At 66.1% G+C, this 21,904-nt stretch carries 15 protein-coding genes; all 15 read right to left on the minus strand.

Features of this window, described 5'->3' with window-relative positions; all coding sequences use genetic code 11:
* Positions 1 to 42 precede the first annotated feature (42 nt).
* On the minus strand, positions 43 to 2,223 hold the full coding sequence (locus AC0QC4_RS14335) for a ferritin-like domain-containing protein (protein ID WP_483660591.1): 2,181 nt from the start codon (positions 2,221 to 2,223) through the stop codon (positions 43 to 45).
* Positions 2,224 to 2,464: 241 nt separating this feature from the next.
* Positions 2,465 to 3,028 (minus strand): hypothetical protein, encoded by a 564-nt coding sequence (locus tag AC0QC4_RS14340; RefSeq protein WP_483660592.1) that lies wholly within the window; start codon positions 3,026 to 3,028, stop codon positions 2,465 to 2,467.
* Positions 3,029 to 3,411: 383 nt separating this feature from the next.
* Positions 3,412 to 4,935 (minus strand): class I adenylate-forming enzyme family protein, encoded by a 1,524-nt coding sequence (locus AC0QC4_RS14345; RefSeq protein WP_483660687.1) that lies wholly within the window; start codon positions 4,933 to 4,935, stop codon positions 3,412 to 3,414.
* 78 nt (positions 4,936 to 5,013) lie between these two features.
* Entirely contained in the window at positions 5,014 to 6,327 is a 1,314-nt protein-coding gene (locus tag AC0QC4_RS14350; RefSeq protein WP_483660593.1) for a hypothetical protein, read from the minus strand.
* Between the two features lie 94 nt (positions 6,328 to 6,421).
* The gene (locus tag AC0QC4_RS14355; RefSeq protein WP_483660688.1) at positions 6,422 to 8,587 is read right to left on the minus strand and encodes a prolyl oligopeptidase family serine peptidase; all 2,166 of its coding nucleotides are present in this window, start codon (positions 8,585 to 8,587) and stop codon (positions 6,422 to 6,424) included.
* A 141-nt stretch (positions 8,588 to 8,728) separates the two neighbouring features.
* Positions 8,729 to 10,174: a serine hydrolase domain-containing protein gene (locus tag AC0QC4_RS14360; RefSeq protein ID WP_483660594.1), complete on the minus strand. Its 1,446-nt coding sequence runs from the start codon at positions 10,172 to 10,174 to the stop codon at positions 8,729 to 8,731.
* Positions 10,158 to 11,522: a dicarboxylate/amino acid:cation symporter gene (locus AC0QC4_RS14365; RefSeq protein WP_483660689.1), complete on the minus strand. Its 1,365-nt coding sequence runs from the start codon at positions 11,520 to 11,522 to the stop codon at positions 10,158 to 10,160. The genes AC0QC4_RS14360 and AC0QC4_RS14365 overlap by 17 nt, the downstream gene beginning before the upstream one ends.
* A gap of 91 nt (positions 11,523 to 11,613) precedes the next feature.
* Positions 11,614 to 13,389, minus strand: a complete 1,776-nt coding sequence (locus AC0QC4_RS14370) for a sodium:proton antiporter (RefSeq protein ID WP_483660595.1) — start codon at positions 13,387 to 13,389, stop codon at positions 11,614 to 11,616.
* A 100-nt stretch (positions 13,390 to 13,489) separates the two neighbouring features.
* On the minus strand, positions 13,490 to 14,557 hold the full coding sequence (aroC, locus tag AC0QC4_RS14375; RefSeq protein WP_483660596.1) for a chorismate synthase: 1,068 nt from the start codon (positions 14,555 to 14,557) through the stop codon (positions 13,490 to 13,492).
* 68 nt (positions 14,558 to 14,625) lie between these two features.
* On the minus strand, positions 14,626 to 14,991 hold the full coding sequence (locus tag AC0QC4_RS14380) for a VOC family protein (RefSeq protein ID WP_483660597.1): 366 nt from the start codon (positions 14,989 to 14,991) through the stop codon (positions 14,626 to 14,628).
* Positions 14,988 to 16,172: a DUF445 domain-containing protein gene (locus AC0QC4_RS14385; protein ID WP_483660690.1), complete on the minus strand. Its 1,185-nt coding sequence runs from the start codon at positions 16,170 to 16,172 to the stop codon at positions 14,988 to 14,990. The genes AC0QC4_RS14380 and AC0QC4_RS14385 overlap by 4 nt, the downstream gene beginning before the upstream one ends.
* A 145-nt stretch (positions 16,173 to 16,317) precedes the next feature.
* Positions 16,318 to 19,713: an efflux RND transporter permease subunit gene (locus AC0QC4_RS14390; protein WP_483660598.1), complete on the minus strand. Its 3,396-nt coding sequence runs from the start codon at positions 19,711 to 19,713 to the stop codon at positions 16,318 to 16,320.
* 16 nt (positions 19,714 to 19,729) lie between these two features.
* Positions 19,730 to 20,992 (minus strand): efflux RND transporter periplasmic adaptor subunit, encoded by a 1,263-nt coding sequence (locus AC0QC4_RS14395; protein ID WP_483660599.1) that lies wholly within the window; start codon positions 20,990 to 20,992, stop codon positions 19,730 to 19,732.
* Positions 20,993 to 21,202: 210 nt separating this feature from the next.
* Positions 21,203 to 21,478, minus strand: a complete 276-nt coding sequence (locus AC0QC4_RS14400) for a GlsB/YeaQ/YmgE family stress response membrane protein (RefSeq protein WP_483660600.1) — start codon at positions 21,476 to 21,478, stop codon at positions 21,203 to 21,205.
* A 162-nt stretch (positions 21,479 to 21,640) separates the two neighbouring features.
* Positions 21,641 to 21,898 (minus strand): GlsB/YeaQ/YmgE family stress response membrane protein, encoded by a 258-nt coding sequence (locus AC0QC4_RS14405; protein ID WP_483660601.1) that lies wholly within the window; start codon positions 21,896 to 21,898, stop codon positions 21,641 to 21,643.
* Between the last annotated feature and the right edge of the window lie 6 nt (positions 21,899 to 21,904).

The following is a 21,904-nucleotide window of genomic DNA, read 5'->3' on the forward strand; positions in this document are numbered from 1 at the left end:
CGCGGGAATGACATGAGTGACGCTCGGGCGAGGTCAACCCCCTCAACTGCACCCGCCGGCCCCGCTCAACCCGCTCGATCCGCACGCGGTCATGTTGCCGCGCTCGCTATTGTCGGCGCTGATCCAGAGGTACGTCGGTCCGGTGTGCGCGAATGCCGCCGGCGGTTTGCCCAGCTTGGCCGGCAGCGGCAGGTCGGCAGGGATGATGCCCGCCTTCTGCTTGGCGAGCAGCTCCTTGCGCAGGTCCGGCCAGGTCTGCTCGGCAAACACCTGCCGCGCCCGCACCCACACGCTCTTGCCCTGGTTGGGGCCGTTGGTGCTGAACCGCTCGGCGTTGATCGGCGTCGCGCAACTGCCCTGGCTGCGGCAATCATTCTTGCCGGGGTGGTTCATCTCCTCGGCGGTGCCATAGAGGCCGCAGCCGCCCTGGTTGCGGCACTCGTTCTGCACATGGCAGGTGTGGTCGGCCGCGGTCGAGCACCAGCCCTGCCCTGCGCACTCGTTGGGCGCGCCGAATTTGGGGCCGGCGATGCCGAACCGGTCCGATCCCTTGCAGGCATTCATCCCCATGCAGGCATGCAGCGGCAGCCCCTCCGGCTGCGGGCCGATGGTCGCGGGGAATTGCGGGATCGCCTTGTAGGGGTAAGGCGCAGGCACCGGATCGCCGGCATCTGCCCAATAGGGGCCGACATCGGGCAGATGCATCGGCGCGCCGTCGCTGCCGGTCTTGGTCGTCGCCACCCCGACATAATAGATCACATTGCCCATCACCCCGGCAATCGGCGCATCCGGATCTGCGTCGATGATCGCCTGCGCCGCCTTGATCGCCGCGCGGCCATAGGCCGCCAGCCCGGCAAAGCTGCTCTCACGGGCACCCAGATCGACATTCTCGAAGGTCGGCCCCATGAACTTGCCGGCATAGGCGGGCGGGGTATCGCCTGCATAATCCAGCGGAATCTGGCGGATGGTACGGATGTATTTGTCCAGCACCCAGATCATCGATCGGTGCAGCCCTTCGTTGAAGAACAGCTTCTGCTGGCCGGGCTCGACGCGGAAGATCGTCTCGGTCATGATCAGCATGTACTGGAAACAGGCCGAACAGAAGCGCGCGATCGGCCGCAGCGCCTCGGGATAGTCGGCGTTGGTCGGATTGTCGGGAAAGTCGACGATCACGTCTGCCAGAAATGCCTCGGTCATCGCCGGCAGGATCGGTGCCGGCGGCTTGGGCTCGGCGGCCAGCACCTCCTTGCACCCGTTGTAGTCGGCAAATTGCGCCTGCAGCGTCAGGAACTTCCAGTAATGGGAAAACTCCGTCTTGCTCGGGTCATCCACGTCCGACGCCCCGACCGGCGTCGCATTGCCCTCGCCCTGGTCGCAGATGGTGTCGATAGCGATCAGCGCATCGCGGATCGAGCTGACCGTGACCAGCGCCGTCGCCCCCGCATGGCTGTCCGCCATGTCCGGATAGACCGCCGCCTGCGCCCCGCTCGGGCAGCCATTGCTCCTGGCCCAGCCCGGCTCGGGCGCGGGCGGCGCCGGTTTCCACGGGTCGAACCGCCCGCTCGGGTATGCGGTGTCGACATTGTTCGGCGAATAGTTGAACGGCTGGATCGCGCTCGGTGCCGCACCCTTCTGGAAATCGGCGTCGGTCAGGAATCGCGTCGACAGCAGGCAGCGGATGTAGCTGTAGAATTGCCCGATCGTATCCCAGTTGCGATCTTCGGGCAGCGCATCGTGCTTTTCCGGATATTCGATCTGCAAGAAATGCCAGAGCTGCTCGAAGCTGAACTTGCCCAGCGGGATTTCCACCGCAGTCGCCCCGTTCGGCCCGGGCGGGCCCTTGGGATTGTGGAAAGGCAGCCCGGTCGGATAGGCGCCCGGCGCGCGCTTGTAGAGCTTGGGGGTCCCGCCGAGCGCGAACAATATGTTGGAAGAGAGCGACATGTGGAGCATTTCCTCCACGGCCACGCTCATGATCACGCCGCCCGCCTTGTTGGCGAAGAACTGCGCCTCGTCGATATTCTGTCCGCTCTCGGTGTTCCGCACCAGCGAATAGTAAGTGTAGAGATAGATGGGGATGGTCGCGAGCTCGATCTCGATCGCGGTCTGTAGATTGGCCATCAGCTCGGACAGCACCGTCTCGCGGTCGCTGGTCTTGTCGAGATGCGCGACAAAGGCTTTCTCCGCCTTGGTCAGCGGAGTCACAGGATCAGGCTTGCCCATTGCTATCGTCCCCCTCGACGGGGCACCGATCGCCCCACCATGTCAGTCAGTTGACAAGAGACGGGCCGCCTTCCCGACATCCGCCGGCGCAAGCCCGGCGAATATCGACAGAGTATTGCGCGCCGGCGGGGCCGTCAAACACTTCCGCTTGGGAAACGACTGAAAAAAAGCGACAATTTGAAACAAAAAGCGACCGGTGAAGCTGTGCCCCACCGGTCGCCTCTATTGTGCTCGCACCGGTTCAGATGCCGCGGAAATCGACGTCCTGCACCCGGCCATACCGCACGATGCAGGTGAAGCGCCCGCGATCGTCATAGCGCTGGCGTCCATAGCCACCGCCGCGATCCCAGCGATCGTCGCGATCCCAGCGGTCGCCGCGATAGCCGCCGCGATAATCGACCGCGACGCGGCCTTCGATGCGGTAGCCGCCACGGATGCGATCGACATCGGTGATGCGGCGGACATCGACATCGTCACGCCGCCCGCCCCGGCCTTCGACCGCATAGACGCAGCGCTCGATCGCCTGGCGCGATCCGCCGCTGCGCTGCCAGTCATAATCCCAGCTGTCGTAGTAGCGGTTGTCGTAGCGGTCATAATAGCGCCCACCCCGGTCGTTGTTGGACAGGATGGCGGCGAGCCCGCCGACCACGACCGCACCGGCAATGATTTCGCCAGCGCTTATGCCGTCGCGGTCACGATGGTGGCGGTCGCCACGATACTGGGCCGATGCGGGCATCGCCGTCATCAGCATCGAAGCAGCGAGCAGCGACCCGGTCGCTGCCTTCAGGCCATTCTTGGTCAACATGCTCGTATCTCCTCGCAGGTGGAGCCGCTGAAGGGGGGGCGGCTCCATGGTCGAGGGGATAGCGAATCGCTTTTGAGGCGATGCTGAATGGGCGCGTTAGCGGCGGTTAAGGAACAGGTCCTCCCCGGAAAGGGGGAGGGGGCCGATCCGCAGGATGGTGGAGGGGCAGGCGCGGCAAATGGAGAGCGGTTGGCTTAGGTCCTCCCCGGAACGGGGAGGGGGACCATCCGCAGGATGGTGGAGGGGCTGGCGCGGCAAATGAAGAGCGGCTGGCTTAGGTCCTCCCCGGCACGGGGAGGGGGACCATCCGCAGGATGGTGGAGGGGCTGGCGCTTTTCCGCTGACGTCGAAGGATAGCCGCACGCCCCCTCCCCGGACAGGCTCTAGGCCAGCCGTTCCCTCAGCTCGCTCTTGAGCAGCTTGCCGATATGGCTGCGCGGCATTTCGTCGATCAGGTGCAATGCGGACAGGCGCTGGGTCTTGCCCAGCCTGGCGTTGCAGCTGGCCAGCACCGCATCGACATCGAGTTCGACGCCTGCCTCGGCCACCACGAAGCCGACCGGCGTCTCGCCCCATGCCTCGGATGGCACGCCGACCACCGCCGCCTCGGCGACACCCGCCTCCTCGCGCAGCACCTCCTCGAGGTCGGCGGGATAGATGTTGAACCCGCCGGAAATGATCATGTCCTTGGCGCGGCCGACGATGGAGACGAAGCCATCGGCATCGACCACGCCAATATCCCCGGTCTTGAGCCACAGCGCGCCATCGGCATCGCGCCACTCCATCTCGCGCGTCTTTTCCGGCTGGTTGCGATAGCCCGACATCATGGTGGGGGAGCGGCCGCACAGCACGCCCTTCTCCCCCGGCGGCAGCGGCTGGTCGTCCTCGCCCAGCACGATCAGCTCATGCCCGGCTACCGGCTGGCCGACGGTGTGCAGCTTGTCGGGGTGCTTGTGCGCGAACAGCATGCACACCACCCCGCCCTCGGTCATGCCATAGATTTCGATCAGCCCGCCGGGGAAGCGGCGCACCGCTTCCTCCTTCAGCTCGGCGGAAAATGGCGCGCTGGTGCAGAATTTGAGCTGCATCGAGGAAAGATCGCGCCGGTCGAAATCCGCATGGCGCAGCAGCCGCTGATATTGCACCGGCACCAGCATGGTGTGGGTGATGCGATTGGCCTCCGCCAGCTCGAGCCAGCGCCCCGCATCGAACTTGCCCATCAGCCGCGCATGGCCGCCCCACACCATCGTCGGCAGGAACACGGCGAGCGTCGTGTTGGAATAGAGCGGAGTCGACAGCAGCGAGCGCGACTCCGGCCCGTAGATCGCCTTGAATCCCCCCGCCGCCTGCCGCCAGCGCATGACATGGCTGTGGACGATGCCCTTGGGCGTGCCGGTGGTGCCGCTCGAATAGATGATGTTGAAGGGGTCGCCCTCCTGCGGCGCGCGGTGGGCCGGCATGGTCCCGGCCGGGGCCATCCACTGGTCCAGCCCCTCCAGCATCACCCGCTTGAGATCGGGCAGCGGATGGTCGGCGAGCTCGTCCGCCTTGGCAGCGTCGATGAACAGATGCATCGCCCCGCTGTCGCGCATCATCGCCGCGAGCTGGGCAGGCGTCGCCGATGTCGTCAGCGGCGCGGCACAGCCCCCGGCGCGGATCGCCCCCAGATAGGCCAGCGCATAGGGGATCGACGTCGTGCCGAGGATCGCCACCGCCTGGCCCGGCTGCAAACCATCCGCCTGCAACTGCGCGGCAATCCGGTCGAGCGCCGCATCCATCGCGCCCCAGCTCATGCTGCCATGGTCGTCGGACAAGGCCAGCGCATCCGGGTGCAGTCGTGCCCAATCCTTCAGGATCGCCGCATAGTCCCCGAACGGCTCGTTGAGCTGCGCCTCTGCCGCGTTCATTGCCGTGTCGGTCACCGCTCTCTCCTGCTGTGCTGTTTGCACGGTTCCTTGCGGAAGCCGCAGCGTGGCGTCAATCGTTCACAATTGCTCCGGCGGCAGCCATTGCTCGGGCGGCAGCGGCCATGGCGACCAGCGCTCGCGCGGGCAGCATTGCCCGAACCGCTCGACCGATGGCCAGCGCTGCGGATCGTTGGCCATCGACAGGCCGAACGCCAGCAGGCCCAGGCCCATGCAGCCATGGCGCCATTGCGCCAGTCCAAGGGTCAGCGTCAGGCCGATGGGGATGGCGAACAGCAGGCCGGGCAGCATCGCCTCATAAGGAAAGAACCAGAGGTAAAACAGCGCGGTCACCCCGAACCAGGCGGCGAGGCCGACGATGAACCCCGCGTGCGCGCTGCCCCGCAGCCGCGCCAGCCCGAGCATCAATCCGCCGAGCACCCCTGCCAGCAGCAGCAGCCTCCACGGGTCGGCCAGCAGGCGCACGGCATCCGCTGCGACATAGCGGCACGCGCAGGCATCGAACGGGGCCACCATGCTGAACAGGCCGATGGTCGACAGATAATCGCCCAGCACCGCTGCATCGCTGAACCCCGCCAGCGAGGCATAATCGCGCACATAGTCGTTCGCCCAACCGGTCCCGGTCAGGAACAGCGACGGGGCGAGGCCGATGAAGAGAGCAATGGCGGCTGCGGCGAAAATCTGCCCCAACCATCCCCGTCGCACCGGCCTTGAGCCGGGGCCACTATCGGCCTCGCGCTCGCTCGACAGCGGTCCCGGCGCGAGGCCGGGGCGACGGCACAATTCCAACACGCCATGCACCAGCAGCAGCGCCGCTGCCGGCAGATGCGCCAGCGCGGCGATGCCTACAGCCAGCGTCACGCCCCCCGTCCGCCCCCAAGGCGACAGGCGGCTGCGGTCGACCCGCACGACCGCCCATAGCGCCAGCAGGCACAGCGTCCCGGTCAGCAGATAGGTTTCTGGGATCGCATAATGGATCGCGACCGCATTGCTGGCCCCGAGCAGAAGCGATCCCGGCACGGCCACGCGCAGCGGCTGGCCCAGCCCAAGCAACAGCAGCAAGCCGCTCACCAGAAACGCCCCGCCCACCGCCGCCGCCGCATTCAGCCAGCCTTGCCGCGCCGGAACCCCGATCGCTTCCTGTCCGCGCACTGCTGCGGCAAAATATTGCCGCGCCAGAAAATGCTTCTGCTTGCCGACGACATTGAAGGCGCCGGCTTCCATGCCGGTGCGAAATTCCTGCGCATCCGCCCCGAACAGGCAATTTTCGACCGGAATGCGCTCAGAGACCGTGGAGAGCCGCTGATAGGCCACGCCACTGCCCAGCACGAACAGCAGCACGGCGATCAGCGTGATGAGGCTGCCTTGTCTCATCTCTAGTCGTCATTGCGAGCGTAGCGAAGCAATCCAGGGCCGTTAACGCTGGCCCTGAATTGCTTCGCTACGCTCGCAATGACGGAAATTACTCTCACTCACCCACCGCCGGCGCCGCAGGACGCGCCAGCCCCGCGACCACGTCCAGCCCCGTCCATTGCGCGACGAAGGCATATTGATCGGCGAAGGCCGCCACCAGCTTGTCGACCGGTGTCCCCGCGCCATGCCCGGCGCGCGTTTCGATGCGGATCAGATGCGGCCGGTCGCCGATCTCGGCGGCCTGCAATGCAGCGGTGTATTTGAAACTGTGGCCCGGCACCACGCGGTCGTCGGTATCCGCCGTGGTCACCAGTATCGCCGGATAGGGCCGCCCCGAGCGGACATTATGGTAGGGCGAATAGCCATAGAGGTTGCGGAAATCGGCCTCGCGATTGGGATAGCCATAATCGTCGACCCAATAGCGCCCCGCCGTGAAGCGGTCGAAGCGCAGCATGTCCATCACGCCGACGCCGGGCAGTGCCGCGGCGAACAGGTCCGGCCGCTGGTTGACCACCGCGCCGACCAGCAGCCCGCCGTTGGAACGCCCCTCGATCGCCAGCTCGCCCGCGCCCGTAATCCCTTCGCGGATCAGATATTCGCCCGCAGCGATGAAATCGTCGAACACATTCTGCTTGTTGAGCAGCCGCCCCGCATCGTGCCACGCGGCACCATATTCGCTGCCGCCGCGCAGGTTGGCGACGACATAGACCCCGCCGGCATCGAGCCACGCCAGCCGGGTGGGGGAAAAGCCCGGCGTCTGCGGCAGCGCAAAGCCGCCATAGCCATAGAGGATGGTCGGCGATCCGCCGGTGCGGTCGATGCCGCGCTTCATCACCACGAACATCGGCACGCGCGTGCCGTCGCGGCTGGTGTAGAAACGCTGCTCGACGCTGTAGTCGTCGGGGTTGAAGCTGACCTGCGGCTCGGCAAAAATCTCGGTGCGGCCGGTCGCGGTATCGAGCCGGTAGATGGTCGTCGGCCGGTTGAAGCTCGAAAAGCTGTAGAAAGTCTCGCTGCTGCGCGCCGAGCCGTCGAAGCCGGACGCGGTGCCGATTTCGCCCAGCGTCAGCCGCGCAATCGGCCGGCCCCTGAGATCGACCATCTCGGCCTGGCTGCTGGCATCGCCCAGGTAGGAGAGGATGATCCGGTCGCCCACGCGGCGCGCGCGCTGCAACGTCGTCTCGCGCTGCGCGACCAGTTCGACCGGCGCGATCCGCCGCACCGCATCGACCGCCACGATGCGTCCGCGCGGCGCATCCTTGTCGGTCAGGAAGAACAGGCGGGAGCCTTCGCTGCCGACCAGCTCCCACTTGTGCTCCAGCCCCGCGATCAGCTTGCGCACCCCGCTCTCAGGCCGGTGCAGATCGAGAATGCTTATCTCGAAACGGTCGTCGGTGCTCTCGCTGGTGGTGATCACCAGCCAGCGCCCGTCGTCGGTCACCTCTGCGCTGTGGCTGTAGAGCGGATGATCGGGCGTCGCATAGACCAGCACATCCTGGTCCTGCGTGGTGCCGATGCGGTGGAAATAGATCGCCTGGTTGGTGTTGAGCGACTGGAAGGCCGCGCCTTCCTCGGGCGCGGGGAAACGCGAATACCAGAAGCCAGAACCATCGGGCGCCCAGGTCAGCGCACTGAACTTGATCCAGCGCAGCTCGTCGGACAATTGCCGGCCGGTGGCGACATCCAGCACGCGCAGGATGCGCCAGTCGGTGCCGCCGTCCTGCACGGTGTAGATCAGCCGCGACCCGTCCTGGCTCGGCTCCCATTCAGCCAGCGCGGTCGCGCCGTCGGCGGCCCAGGCGTTGGGGTCGATCAGCACCCGGCCTTCGCCATCGGCGCCATCGCGCACATAGAGCACCGACTGGTTCTGCTGCCCGTTGTTGCGGGTGAAGAAATAGCGGTCGCCGCGCTTCTGCGGCAGGCCCAGCCGGTCGTAACGATAGAGTTCGGCCATGCGCGCGGCAAAGGCGGCGCGGCCGGGCAGCGTCGCCAGATAGGCGTCGGTGGTCCGGTTCTGCGCCGCCACCCACTCGGCCACCGACGGATCGGTGCGCACGTCATTTTCCAGCCAGCGATAGGGATCGGCCACGGCGACGCCGAACTGTTCCTCGACCACATCGACCCGGCGGGTCAGCGGATAGGTGATGCCGGACGGCTGCGCCCCCTCCTCGGTCGCAACCGGCACGGCCGGGCTCGCCGCCGGGGTCATCTCGTCGGCCATGGCAGGCGCGGCAATAACAGCCGCGAGCGCGGCAAGCGAAGTGGCGATGCGGGGGGGCATGGGTCGTCTCCGGGCATGGGTCTGGTTGCCGCGGAAACTAGCAGCGCGCAGCGCGGGCGCAAGGGCACGGAAGACCCGCCGTCACTCCAGCGCCGCCAACACATCGCGAGTGAACGCCGCGATGTCGAACCGCGAACCCGCCGGGTCCTCACCGCGCCGGACGATGACGATGCTGCGGCTGGGGACCATCACCACATATTGCCCGCGATTGCCGAAGGCGGCGATGGTATCCGCCGGCACGCCCTCGCTGCGGTTCATCAGCCAGAAACTAGCGCCATAGCCGAAATCGCCCGGCGGCTGCGGCCCGCTCGGCGTCGAGACATAGGTTCGCCACCCCTCGGGCAGGATGCGCGTGCCATTCCACATACCGTCGTTCAGATAGAGCATACCGAACCGGGCAAGGTCTCGCGCGGTCGCCCACACCTGCGACGACAGCACATAATTGCCGCGCCAGTCGGTCTCGGCAACGGTCGCGTGCATGTTCACGCTGTCGAAAAAGGCGCGCGGCGAATTGCCGACAAAGCTCGGGCTTATGGCCAAGATCGCCAGCAGGGTATCGTTATTGGCATAGCGGAAGGTCGAGCCAGGAGCCGCGATCAGCGGCCAGGCGGGCGCTTGCTGGTCGACCGCGACCCCGCCGAAGTATATGCCGTCGGTGCGGTTGCCCGCGCTGTCGCTGCCGAGGCCGGAGGACATGCGCAACAACTGGTCGATGGTAATTCTGCGGCGGGGGTCGCCGCTATCCTGCCAGTCGGGGATGGCAGCGCGGGCTTGGACATCGGCATCGCCCCAAAGCGAGGCATGGCCAACGATGGTCGCCGCGATACTCTTGGCTACAGACCATGTCCTCTGTGGCGTATAGATGCCGAAGCCCGGTGCATAGGTTTCCGTCACGATGCGCCCGTTCTGGACAATGACCAGCGCCGTCGTGTTGCTGCCCTCGCCATAGCCTTCTCCCATCGCGCGGGCTGCGGCGTCGGCCAGTGCGGGGACATCGCCCTGCGGCGCTGCCAATGCCCGCGCATCGCCAGTCGGCCAGTTGCCGGGGATGCGCAGCGGGTCGAAGCGGATCGTCGCACGGACAGGGGGATAGTGGATATAGTCGCGGCCGGGCGGTTCTCCCGTCCCGACGGGGTCGAGCCGACAGCCTCCTGTCCGCGTATCGAATGCGGCGCGGCGCGGAGGCATGGTGCTCGACCAGTAGGCGGCATAGGCATCCCCCTCTTCGGAGGCGTGGATGACCTGAACTTCGCCATCGAGCTCGGGATAGACACCGCGCAACTCGTTAGCGCGGATGCTCTCGATTGTCCGCTCCGCGCCAAGGCGCCGCGAGGTAAAGATCGCGCTGCACATGGTCAGCGCCACATAGCCCGCTGCCAGACTGCGCTGTTGCGCAGTCGGCGCTGGCGCGGCAGCAGGGGCAGCCGGCGCTGACGTCTGCGCCTGCCCCGCCGCTGGCAGCGCCAGCAGCGCGGCGGCCAGGATCAGCCGCACAGACCGCACGCGCGCCTCAGCCCGGCTGGCCACGCCGGTCCTCGACCATGTCGTCTGCCAGATCGAGCCCCGCCTTGCCGCCGGCCACGGTGTGGGCCGGCGCGTGGCGCAGCTCCATTTCGGCGGGCTCCTCCGCCTCCAGCATGCCTTCCCATTTGGTGATGACGCTGGTCGCCACCGCATTGCCGACGACGTTGGTCGCGGTCCGGCCCATGTCGAGGAACTGGTCGATGGCAAAGATCAGCGCCACCCCTTCGACCGGCAGGCCGAACATGGCGAGCGTGCCGGTGATCACCACCAGCGAGGCGCGCGGTACCGCGGCGATGCCCTTGGAGGAGATCATCAGCGTCAGCAGGATGGCGATCTGCGTGCCGATGGAGAGGTCGATGCCATAGGCCTGCGCGATGAAGATCGTCGCAAAGCTCATGTACATCATCGAGCCGTCGAGGTTGAAGCTGTAGCCCAGCGGCAGCATGAAGCCCGATATGCGGCGCGGCACGCCGAACCGGTCGAGCTGCTCGAACAGCTTGGGCAGCGCGGCTTCAGACGACGCGGTCGAAAAGGCGATCAGGATCGGCTCACGAATGTAGCGGATCAGCGTCAGGATGTGGCGGCCGAGGAAGATTGCGCCGATCGACAGCAGGATGATCCACAGCAGGATCAGCGAGATGTAGAATTCGCTGAGCAGCTCGACATAGGTGCCGAGGATGCCGAGGCCGTTGACCGCGACCACCTTGCCCAGCGCGCCGAACACCGCGAAGGGGGCGAAGCGCATCACATAGCCGGTGATCTGCAGCATCATTTCCGCCAGCGCATCCGCGCCCTTGACCAGCACCGCGCCCTTTTCCCGGATGGCGGAAAGCGCCACGCCGGCGAACAGGGAGAAGACGAGGATCTGCAGGATATTGTTGGTCGCCATCGCCTCGAAGGCGTTCTTGGGGAAAATGTGCAGGATGAAGTCGAAGAAATCGAGCTTCGCCACCTCGCCCACATCGGTCTCGGCGGCGGTGAAATTCACCCCCACGCCCGGCTGCAGCAGGTTGACCATGACGAGGCCCAGCCCGATCGAAATCAGGCTGGCGATGATGAACCAGGTGATGGCCCGAAAGCCGATCCGGCCAAGCGCGCTGCTGTCCCCCATGTGGGCGATGCCCGCGACGATGGTGGAAAGGATCAATGGCGCGACCAGCATCTTGATCAGGCTCAGAAAAATCTGGGAAAGCAGGTCGAAGCTGTCGATGTAGAGCTGCTTGAGGTCGCCCGAGACGCCGAACGGCCAGATGGTCACCTTGCCTTCGGGCACCAGCGTATAGACCATGAAGCCGGCGATCACGCCCAGCAGCATCCCGCCGAGGATGTACCAGGTCAGTTTCTTGTCCATCTGCTGCTTCCCACCTTCATCCTGCCGCGCCTTGGCTGGCGCAGTCGTCACGGCCCGGTTGTGGCGGCTTGCTGCCAGCTTGGCAATGCCGTCACGCCCACCAGGCCAGCGCCAGGCAACCGGTCAGCCCGGTGACGATGTTGAGCGGCACGCCCAGCTTGACGAAATCGATGAAGCGATAGTCCCCCGCCGCATAGACCAAAGTGTTGGTCTGGTAGCCGACCGGGGTCGCAAAACAGGCCGATGCGCCCAGCATCAGCGCGATCAGCAACGGCCGGGCATCCACTCCGAGCTGCTCGGCGAGGCCGATGACCAGCGGCGCCATCAGCGCTGCCACCGCATTGTTGCTCAGCAATTCGGAGAGGATCAGCGCCGAGAAATAGACGATGGCGATCACCGCCCATGGCGGCGCGCTGGTCAGCCACGGCATCAGCCCGTCGACCATCAGCGCCACCGAACCTGCGCTTTCCAGTGCGCTCCCCACCGCCAGCATGGCAAAGATCAGGATCAGCACATCGCCGTCGATGCTGGCCCAGGCCTCGCTGGCGTCGATGCATTTCGCCAGCAGGATCACCGCTACCGCGACAAAGGCGGCGGCGCCGATCGATACGATGTCGAGCGCGGAGAGCAGCACCACGCCGACCAGCGCGGCAACCGCGATCCACGCCTTGCTGTGGCGGAACGCGCGCACGCTGCTGACCGACAGGCCGATCAACCCGCGATTATCCTTGAGCTGGCGGATATTGGCCTCGTCCGCCTCGACCAGCAGCCGGTCGGCGGCGCGGATGCGGCTCTGCGCCAGCGTCGGCCCGGGCAGATGGCGAAAGCGCGAGACACCCAGTATCCGCACCCGCTGGCGTTGCATGAACGGAATTTCCAGCAAGGGCCTGCCAATCGACGGATGCGTCGGCGCAATCGTCACCTCTACGACATGGCTCTTGTCGGCGCTGCCGCTGCCCATGCCGATGCCGAAGCGCCCCTCGTCGCGCAATGTCATCAGCAGCGCTCCGTCGGCGCGGATGACGATCCGGTCGCCCGCCGCCAGCCGCCGGTCCAGCGCTTCCGCGCCGGTCAGGCTGCGCCCGCCCGAGACCAGCGCCACCACCGATCCGGCGGCGACCGGCAACGGCGCGGCATCGAGCGCCATGTCCACCGCCGGGTCGCCATCCAGCAGCACCAGTTCGGTGAGGTAGGTCTGCGGCGATTCGCTGCCGGTTTCAGAAATCGATGGCTGATCGCTGGGCAGCAGCCACAGCAGCGCCAGCATCGTCGCCACGCCGGCCGCGCTGATGGCCAGGCCATAAGGGGAAATGCTGAACAGCCCGAACGGCTCCAGCCCCGCCTCCTCGGCAATGCCCGCGACCACCAGATTGGTCGATGTGCCGATCAGCGTGATGCAGCCGCCCAGCACCGCGACGATCGACAGCGGCATCAGCAGCTTCTTTGGCGAAACCCCCAGCGCGTCGGCCAGCCGGAAGCAGATCGGGATCAGCACCACCACCACCGGGGTGTTGTTGAGGAAAGCAGACGCGAACAGCGCGCCACCGAACACCTCGACCACCGCCATCTTCGGCCGGCGCACAGCGCGCTCGACGATGTAGTTGCCCACGCGGTCGATCACCCCGGTACGGATCAGCGCCCCCGACAGCACGAACATCGCCCCGACAGTCAGCGGCGCGCTGTTGGAAAACACCGCGAACGCCGCCTTCTCGTCGAGCAGACCCAGCGCGATCAACGCCGCCGCCCCGCTGACCGCGATCACCGAAGGCGGAAAGCGCTCGAACAGGAAAGCGACGAACATCGCAGCGAGCACGACCAGGCCGACAATCGCCTGGTTCGCGGCCAGAAAGGCAAAGACATCCGCCATCAAAATCCGCAGCCCCGAGCCTGTCGAAGGGCGCTTCTCGATACAGCTATCCGCCCCTCGACCAGTGCAGGGCTACGGGTGACACCAAGGGCAATGCCGCCTAGCCGCACTGCCCCCGATGCAGCAGTTTCTGGTCGGCGAGCACCAGCGCCATCATCGCCTCGACCACCGGCACGCCGCGGATGCCTACGCATGGGTCGTGCCGCCCCTTGGTACGCAGCTCGGTGGCCTCGCCTTCCCGGGTAATCGTCTCCACCGGCGTGAGAATCGAGCTTGTCGGCTTGAATGCCACGCGCACCCGTACCGGCTGCCCGGTGGAGATTCCCCCGGCGATGCCGCCAGCATGATTGGCAAGAAATTCCGGTCCATCGTCACCCGGACGCATGGGATCGGCATTGGTTTCACCGCTGAGCAGGGCGGCAGCGAAACCATCGCCGATTTCGACGCCTTTGACCGCGTTGATCCCCATCATCGCGTGCGCCAGCTCGGCGTCGAGCTTGGCATAAAGCGGTGCGCCCCAGCCCGCCGGCACGCCGGTCGCCACGCATTCGACCACCGCACCCAGCGACGATCCGGCGAGCCGCGCCTCGTCGACCAGCCGCTCCCAGCGCGCGGCCGCAGCGGCATCGGGACAGAAAAAGGGATTGCGGCCGATCTCCCCGGCATCGAACGCTCCGGCATCGATGGCGTCGCCGCCGATCTGCGACACCCACGCCATGATCCGCACCTCGGGGATCACCAGCCGCGCCACCGCGCCTGCCGCCACCCGGCTCGCCGTCTCGCGCGCGCTCGAACGGCCACCGCCGCGATAATCGCGAAAGCCATATTTGGCGTCATAGGCATAATCGGCATGGCCGGGGCGATAGGCCTTGGCGACGTCCGAATAATCCTTGGAGCGCTGGTCGACATTGTCGATCATCAGGCTGATTGGCGTGCCCGTGGTTCGACCTTCGAATACGCCCGACAGGATGCGCACCTGGTCCGGCTCCTGCCGCTGCGTCGTGAATTTCGACTGACCCGGTCGACGCGCATCGAGAAACGGCTGGATGTCGGCTTCGGCCAAGGCCAACCCCGGCGGGCACCCGTCGACCACCGCCCCGATGGCGGGCCCATGGCTCTCCCCCCAGGTGGTGAAGCGGAACAGATGGCCGAAACTGTTGATGCTCATGGCCGGCAGCGATGGCGGGAAAGGATACGCGATGCAAGCATCCTCCCCTTCAGGGGGAGGAAGCGCCCTCACCCCACATCTACGAACTCGATACGATTGCCGAACGGATCTTCGGAGAAGAACCGCGCCCGCCCTTCAACTGGCACATCGTCCTTCAGCGTGCAGCCTGCTGCTTCCAGCCGCGCCCGCAGTCCGGGCAGGTCGGCGCAGACCAATGCGACATGCGCCTTCCGGGCAGGCCGAAAGTCGGCCTCCACCCCCAGATGCAGTTGCAGCGTTCCCACCGCGAACCAGCATCCGCCCCGCCCGGCCATGTCCGCCGGCTTGGGTATCTCGGCCAGCCCTACCAGTCCGGAGTAGAACCCCCGCGCCACATCCTCCCCGCCGCGCGGAATGGCGACCTGCACATGATCGATTGCGAAATCCGCGCTCACAGCCACACCTCCACCGAATGGATCAGCAGCCCGACGAGGCCGCCAACCAGTGTCCCGTTGATGCGGATATATTGCAGGTCGCGGCCCACTGCACTCTCCAGCCGCTCGGTCACCGTTTCCGCATCCCAACCGCGCACGGTATCGCTGATCAGCCGCACCGCCGCATCGCCATAGCTGTCGGTCGCGCCGACGATGGCGCGGCGGGCGAAGCGGTTGATCGTCCGCTTCATAGCGGCATCCTCGGCCAGCATCGCGCCGGCCTGCCGCAGCGCGTCCCCCAGCCGCCCGGCGAGCGCAGTGTCCGGGTCCCGCGCCGCGCGCAGCAATGCACCCCTCCCCTGCTCCCACAGCCCGTCCAGCCAGCGTTTGACCGCGACATTTTCCAGAAGTTCGTCACGGACATTGGCAACGCGCGCCTGCATCACCGGGTCGTGCTGCAGATCGTGCGCGAGCTTGGCCAGCCCCTCCTCGACGCGCAGCCGCATCGGATGGTCGTCGTCGCCCGCCATCTCCGCCAGCAGCTTGTGCAGCCCCTTGATGATCGAATTGGCAATGGTCTCGTCGAGCCCGGTAAAGCGCACGATCGAATTGGCGCGTTCATGCACCATGTGCTTGATCAGATGGTCATTGTCCTCCAGCGTCTTGCTCGCCCAGCTGACGAAGCCGTCGAGCAGCGGCTGGTGCCGTCCATCCGCCATCGCCGCGACCAGCGTCTGCCCCAGCAGCGGCGCGATATCGAGCTTGCGGATCTGTTCGGCCAGCGCGCTCTTGACCATGCCGCCCAGCCGGTCCTGATCGAGGCTGCCGACCATGTCGGCGATCAGCCGCGAGGCCCCCCGCCGCATCCGCCCCGGCGAAACGCTGGGATCGGTCAGGAAGCGCCCGGCCACCCCGGCGATGTCGAGCCCGCGCAGACGCCGCGCGATGATGCGCGGGATCAGAAAATTCTGGCGGATGAACAGCGCCAGCGTATCGCCGATGCGGTCCTTGTTGCGCGGCACGATGGCGGTGTGCGGGATCGGCAGACCGAGTGGATGGCGGAACAGCGCGGTGACCGCGAACCAGTCGGCGAGCCCGCCGACCATCGCCGCCTCGGCAAAGGCACGGACAAAAGCCAGCGCATCGGCATGCTCCGGCCAGCGCGCCGCCGCCCAGTGGGTGAAAAAGAACAGCGCGGCCATCGCCACCAGCAGCCCGGTGGCCACACGGCGGATATCATGCCCGCCATGCGCCAGCCCCACGCCGCCACGGTCGATGATGATGGGGGCCGGTCCTCTGCTCACTCCGGTTCAATCGCGATCCGACGCGCTGGTTGCAAGACCCCCGTCATTCGGCCGGCTGGAATATGGTCCCGTCCGGTCGGTCGTGCCGGTCGTCGCCCGGCTTGAAGGTCAGCAGCTTGCGCCGCAGCCACGGCCCGGCCCGCTGCTCGACGCCCACCGCCAGGCTGAACAGCGCGGGCACGATGATCAGCGTCAGCAGGGTGGAGACCAGCAGGCCGCCGATCACCACCACGCCCATCGGCTGCCGCCACGCGCCATCGCCGGACAGCGCCAGCGCGGTCGGCACCATGCCGGCGACCATCGCCACCGTGGTCATCACGATCGGCTGCGCGCGCTTGTGTCCGGCGTCGAGGATGGCGGCGAACTTGTCGACACCCTTGTCCATTTCCTCCAGCGCGAAATCGACGAGCAGGATCGAGTTCTTGCCGACGATGCCCAGCAGCATCAGTATGCCGATATAGACCGGCATCGAAATCGGCATGTCGAGAAGCTTAAGGGCCAGAGTGCCGCCCAACGGGGCCAGCAGCAGCGAGCTCATGTTGACGAGCGGCGGCATCAGGCGGCGATAGAGCAGCACGAGCACGCCGAACACCAGCGCGATGCCAGACAGCACGGCGACGATGAAGTTCATGATCAGCTCGCCCTGCCACTTCTCCATGCCCAGCTCGACCCGGCTGACACCCACGGGAAGATTCTTCATGGTCGGCAGGTTGTTGATCTTTTCCCATGCGGTGCCGCTGACCACGCCGGGTGCCAGATCGGTGCCGATCGTCACGCGCCGCGTCAGGTTGGTGCGCTCGATGCGCGTCGGGCCGGAACCGTAGGAAATATCGGCGACCAGCTTGAGCGGCACGGAGCCGCCCGTCGCAGTCGGCACCTGCAGATTTTCGATGTTGGCAAGCTTGGCGCGCGCATCCTCCTCCATCTTCACCCGGATCGGGATCTGGCGGTCGGAAAGCGAGAAGCGCGCGCTGTTCTGGTCGATATCGCCCAGCGTCGCGATGCGGATCGCCTGGCTGAGCGAGGCGGTCGACACGCCCAGATCGGCGGCGAGGTCTAGCCGCGGCGTCAAAATGATCTCCGGTCGCCTGAGGTCGCCCGACACGCGCGGCGCGACCAGCTCGGGCACGCCCTGCATTTCGAGCACGATCTGGTTGGCAACGCGATTGAGCTCTTCCGGATCGTCCCCACCCAGCGTCAGGTTGAGTTCGCGCCCGGTAAAGCCGCCGAACTGCGAACGGAAGGAAACGCGCGCGTCCGCCACCGTCTGCAGCTTCGGCCCGACCGCCCGCTCGAACTCGATGCTGGTGCGCGTCCGCTCTTCCTTCGGCTTGTATTTGACGTTGAGGTTGGCGCCACCCACCCGCACGCGGGTAAAGACGGACTCGACCTCGGGCTCCTGCCGCACCAGCGCCTCGACCTGCGCCGCAACCACGCCGGCCTGCTCCAGCGTCGTACCGGGAGCCATCTCGACCGTGATGCTGCTCTCGTCCTGATCGAACGGCGGCTGGAAAGTCTGCGGAATGATCGTGAACATGTAGATGGTCCACCCGAAGGAGGCCACCGCGAGCCCGACGATCCAGGTGCGGTGATCGAACATCCGCGCCCAGATCCGGCGACCGACGCTGCGCGACCATTCGAGGAAATGGTTCGTCTCGAACCCGCGCACCAACCCGAACAAAAGGCCGGCGATGAGCTGCAGCAGCAGCCCGATCAGGAACCCAATCCCCAGAACCACCGGCACGGCAGCGATGATCCACAGCGACTCACGCAATTGCCAGCCAACCATGACCGCACACAGCAGGCCGATGGCCAGCGGGAAGAAGAAATAGGGCGCGCGGCTCTCTACCTTGGTAAAGCGAGCGCGCCGCGCAATCGCGCCACTGCGGTCCAGACTCCATTCGAGCAGCTTCATGTAGCGGTCCATCATCGGACCCTCGCCATGACTGGCCTGCCCTTGCGCCTTGAGGAAATAGGCCGCCATCATCGGCGTGATCATGCGCGCGACGGCCAGGCTCATCAGCACTGAAACCACCACGGTCAGGCCGAAATTCTTGAAGAACTCGCCCGAAATACCCGGCATCAAGCCGACGGGTAGAAACACGGAGACGATCACCATCGTCGTCGCCAGCACCGCCAGGCCGATTTCGTCCGCCGCATCGATTGCCGCCTGATAGGCGGATTTGCCCATGCGCATATGTCTGACGATATTCTCGATCTCGACGATGGCATCGTCCACCAGCACACCGGACACCAGCGCCAGCGCAAGGAGCGTCAGCGAATTCAGGGTGAAACCCATCAGGTCCATGAACCAGAACGCCGGGATCGCGGACAGCGGGATCGCCAGCGCCGAAATCACCGTGGCGCGCCAGTCGCGCAGGAACAGGAACACCACGATAACCGCCAGAACCGCGCCTTCGATCAGCGCCAGCATCGACGAATGATATTGTTCCTTGGTGTATTTGACGTTGTTGGACAGCTCGACGAAACGCACCTCGGGGTTGCGCTCCTCCAGCTTCTTGAGCACTTCCAATGCCCCGTCGAAGACGGTGACGTCGCTTTCGCCCTTGGCGCGCTGGAAGCTGAACGACAGCACCTGCTGGCCGTCCTGCGTCGAGTAGTTGCGCTGCTCGGCATAGGCGTCGCTGACCCGGGCGATATCCGACAGGCGCACGGTCCGCCCCGCACCCAGCGAGATCTGCGTTTCGCCAAGCTGGAAGGCGTTGCGGGCGTTGCCCAGCACACGCACCGACTGTTCGGCGTCGGATATCTCGGCACGGCCGCCAGCGGCGTTGAGATTGAGCTGACGCAACTGCGCGTTGACCTGGCTCGCCGTGATCCCCAGGCTCTGCATCTTGGCAGGGTCGAGGTCGACACGGATTTCGCGGGTCACGCCGCCGCTGCGCTCGACGGCTGCCATGCCCGGCACAGCCAGCAATTCGCGCGTCACGGTATTGTCGATATACCAGGACAGTTCCTCCAGCGTCATCGCGGTGGAGACGACAGAGAAGCTGGCAAGGTCGTTGCCGCTGGTATTCACCCGGCCGATCTGCGGCTCGAGAATACCGTCGGGCAGGTCGCCCCTGATCTGGGTGATCGCATCGCGAATATCGTTGACGGTGCGGTCGATGGGGGTGCCGATGTCGAGCTGGATGAAGGTCGAGCTGTTGCCCTCGCTCACCGACGAATTGATCTCGTCGACACCCTGGATGCTTCGCACCGCCGATTCGACCCGGCGCGTCACCTGATTTTCAAGCTCGGTGGGCGCCGCCCCCGGCTGGGCGATGGTAACGATCGCCACCGGGAAATCGATGTCCGGGTCGTTCTGCACGTCCATCCCGCTGAACGACACCAGGCCGGCAATCGCCAGCGCGATGAACAATACGATTGGCGGAACCGGATTACGGATCGACCAGGCCGAGATATTGCGGAAGTTCATCGCCCGATGCTCCCGCTCAGCGCTGCTGCGCGGGCGCGGCGGCGGCTCGCGCCGTGCGGACCGGATTGACCGTCTGCCCTTCGGTCAGAAACGCGCCGGCCGATTGCACCACCCGCTCGCTGCCGTTCAGACCGCTCGCGATGGCGATGCCGGTGTCCGACACGCTGCCGATGGTAATCTCGCGGCGCACCACCTTGTTTTCGCCATCGATGATGAAGACGTAGCTGCCCTTGTCGTCGCTCAGCACCGCCGATTGCGGCAGCACTGGCGCCTGTGCCGCGCCGGCCACGATGCGCGCCTCGGCAAAGCCGCCGGGCAGGATCTCGCGGTCATAGGGCAGCGCGATGCGCACCGCGCCTTGACGGGTCTGCGGGTCAATGGTTTGCGGACGCTGCCACACCGATCCGGCAAAGCTGCGCTGCGAGCCGACCGGAGTCACGGTCGCACGCGATCCCACCGGCAGGTCGGCCAGATCGCTTTCGCCGACATTGGCGCGCAGCTCCATCTCGCCGCCACGGGCAATGCGGAACAGTACGCCCGATCCCGCGCTCACCGTTTGGCCGGGTTCGACCGCACGAGTCAGTACCAGACCGGCTTCAGGCGCGCGGATATCGAGCCGCCCGGTCCGCGCGCGTGCTTCGGCGAGCTGGGCCTCGGCCACCCGCACTCGCGCTGCTGCGGCATCGCGCTGCGCCGTGCGCCGCTCTATGTCCGCGCGCGAGACGAAACCGCGCGCGACCAGCGCCTCGGCACGGTCGAGTTCGGACTGGGTCAGCCGCGCGTCGGCCTCCGCCACGCGGACCGAGGCCGCAAGCTGGGCGATCTGCTGCGTCTGCACCGCACGGTCGACCACTGCCAGCACCTGGCCGGCCCCGACCCACTGTCCGGGTTCGACCAGCACGCGCATCACCTGGCCGCCTTCGCCGTTGACGCCTACCGGCATCTCGCGCCGCGCGGCCAGCGTTCCGGTTGCGGAAATCACCCGCTCGACCATGCTGCGGCCCGGCGCGATCACGGTGACGGTCGGCGCCGTGCCCTTGTTATCTGCGCCGCCCGCCTTGCCCGCTTCGCCGGCCACACCGGCCTTGCTGTCGGCCGCACCGCCCGCGCCGCCCGAATAGATGTACCAGCCAGCGGCCAGCACCAGAAAAACCAGCAGTACAGCCCCGATCATGGTCAGCCGCTTGCGCCGCGCATCCACCGCCGCCTCGTCATCGATCCACTCGGGATGGCCGGCGGAAACCGGTTCTGCCTGAAGGGAGCGTGTCTCGAAATTCATGGCTATACGGTCCTGTCAGCTTCACCATGCTGGCGGCACGGCGGGGGAGTGCTGCTGTATTATCTCAATATATCACCCGGCGCAAGCCATTGCAGCCGGTCAGGCGGGGGGTAAAGGCACCATAGACCAAGCCGGCGACAATATCCAAAGGAAAGGGCGGCACGGGCCATTGCCCGTACCGCCCCCACCCCAAATGAATACAGTGGCGCGTTAGCGCACCTTGCCCTTGCGCAGCAGGTTGACGATCCCGAGCAATACCATCGCGCCACCGAAGGCGACGGCGAGGGTCAGCGGATTGAACGGCGCATCGCGCAAATTCTGTGTGCCGCCGGTCAGGAAGCTGAACAGGAACCCGCCCAGCATCGACCCGACACAGCCGACCACCACATTGAGGAAGACGCCCTGCTGCGCATCCGTGTTCATCACCTTGCTGGCCAGCCAGCCGATGATGCCGCCCATGACGAGCGCCAGAAGAAAATTGATCATGAGACCCTCCAACAGTGTCGCAAACCCTTCGTGTCGCGACTCCCGTCCTTAGGTCACCATTGTTCCGCCAGCGTTGCAAGCATCCCTTTACCATGATGCACAAGCGGCGGCGGTCCACCGCTGGACCGCCGCCGCCTGAACTGCATGCAGAAGGTCAGGTCGTTACCGGACCCGGCCGCGACGGAACAGGTTGACGATCGCCAGCAGGATCACAGCGCCGGCCAGCGAGACCAGGAAGCTGTACAGGGACAGCCCGGCATTGTTGATCGAACCGCCCGAGAAAATCAGCCCGCCGACGAACGCGCCGACGATGCCGACGACGATGTTGAGCAGGATGCCCTGCTGCGCGTCTGTGCGCATGATCATGCTGGCGATCCAGCCGATGACGCCGCCGACGATCAGCCACAAGATGATACCCATTAGAGA

Source organism: Sphingomonas sp. jy18 (genome assembly GCF_056931895.1).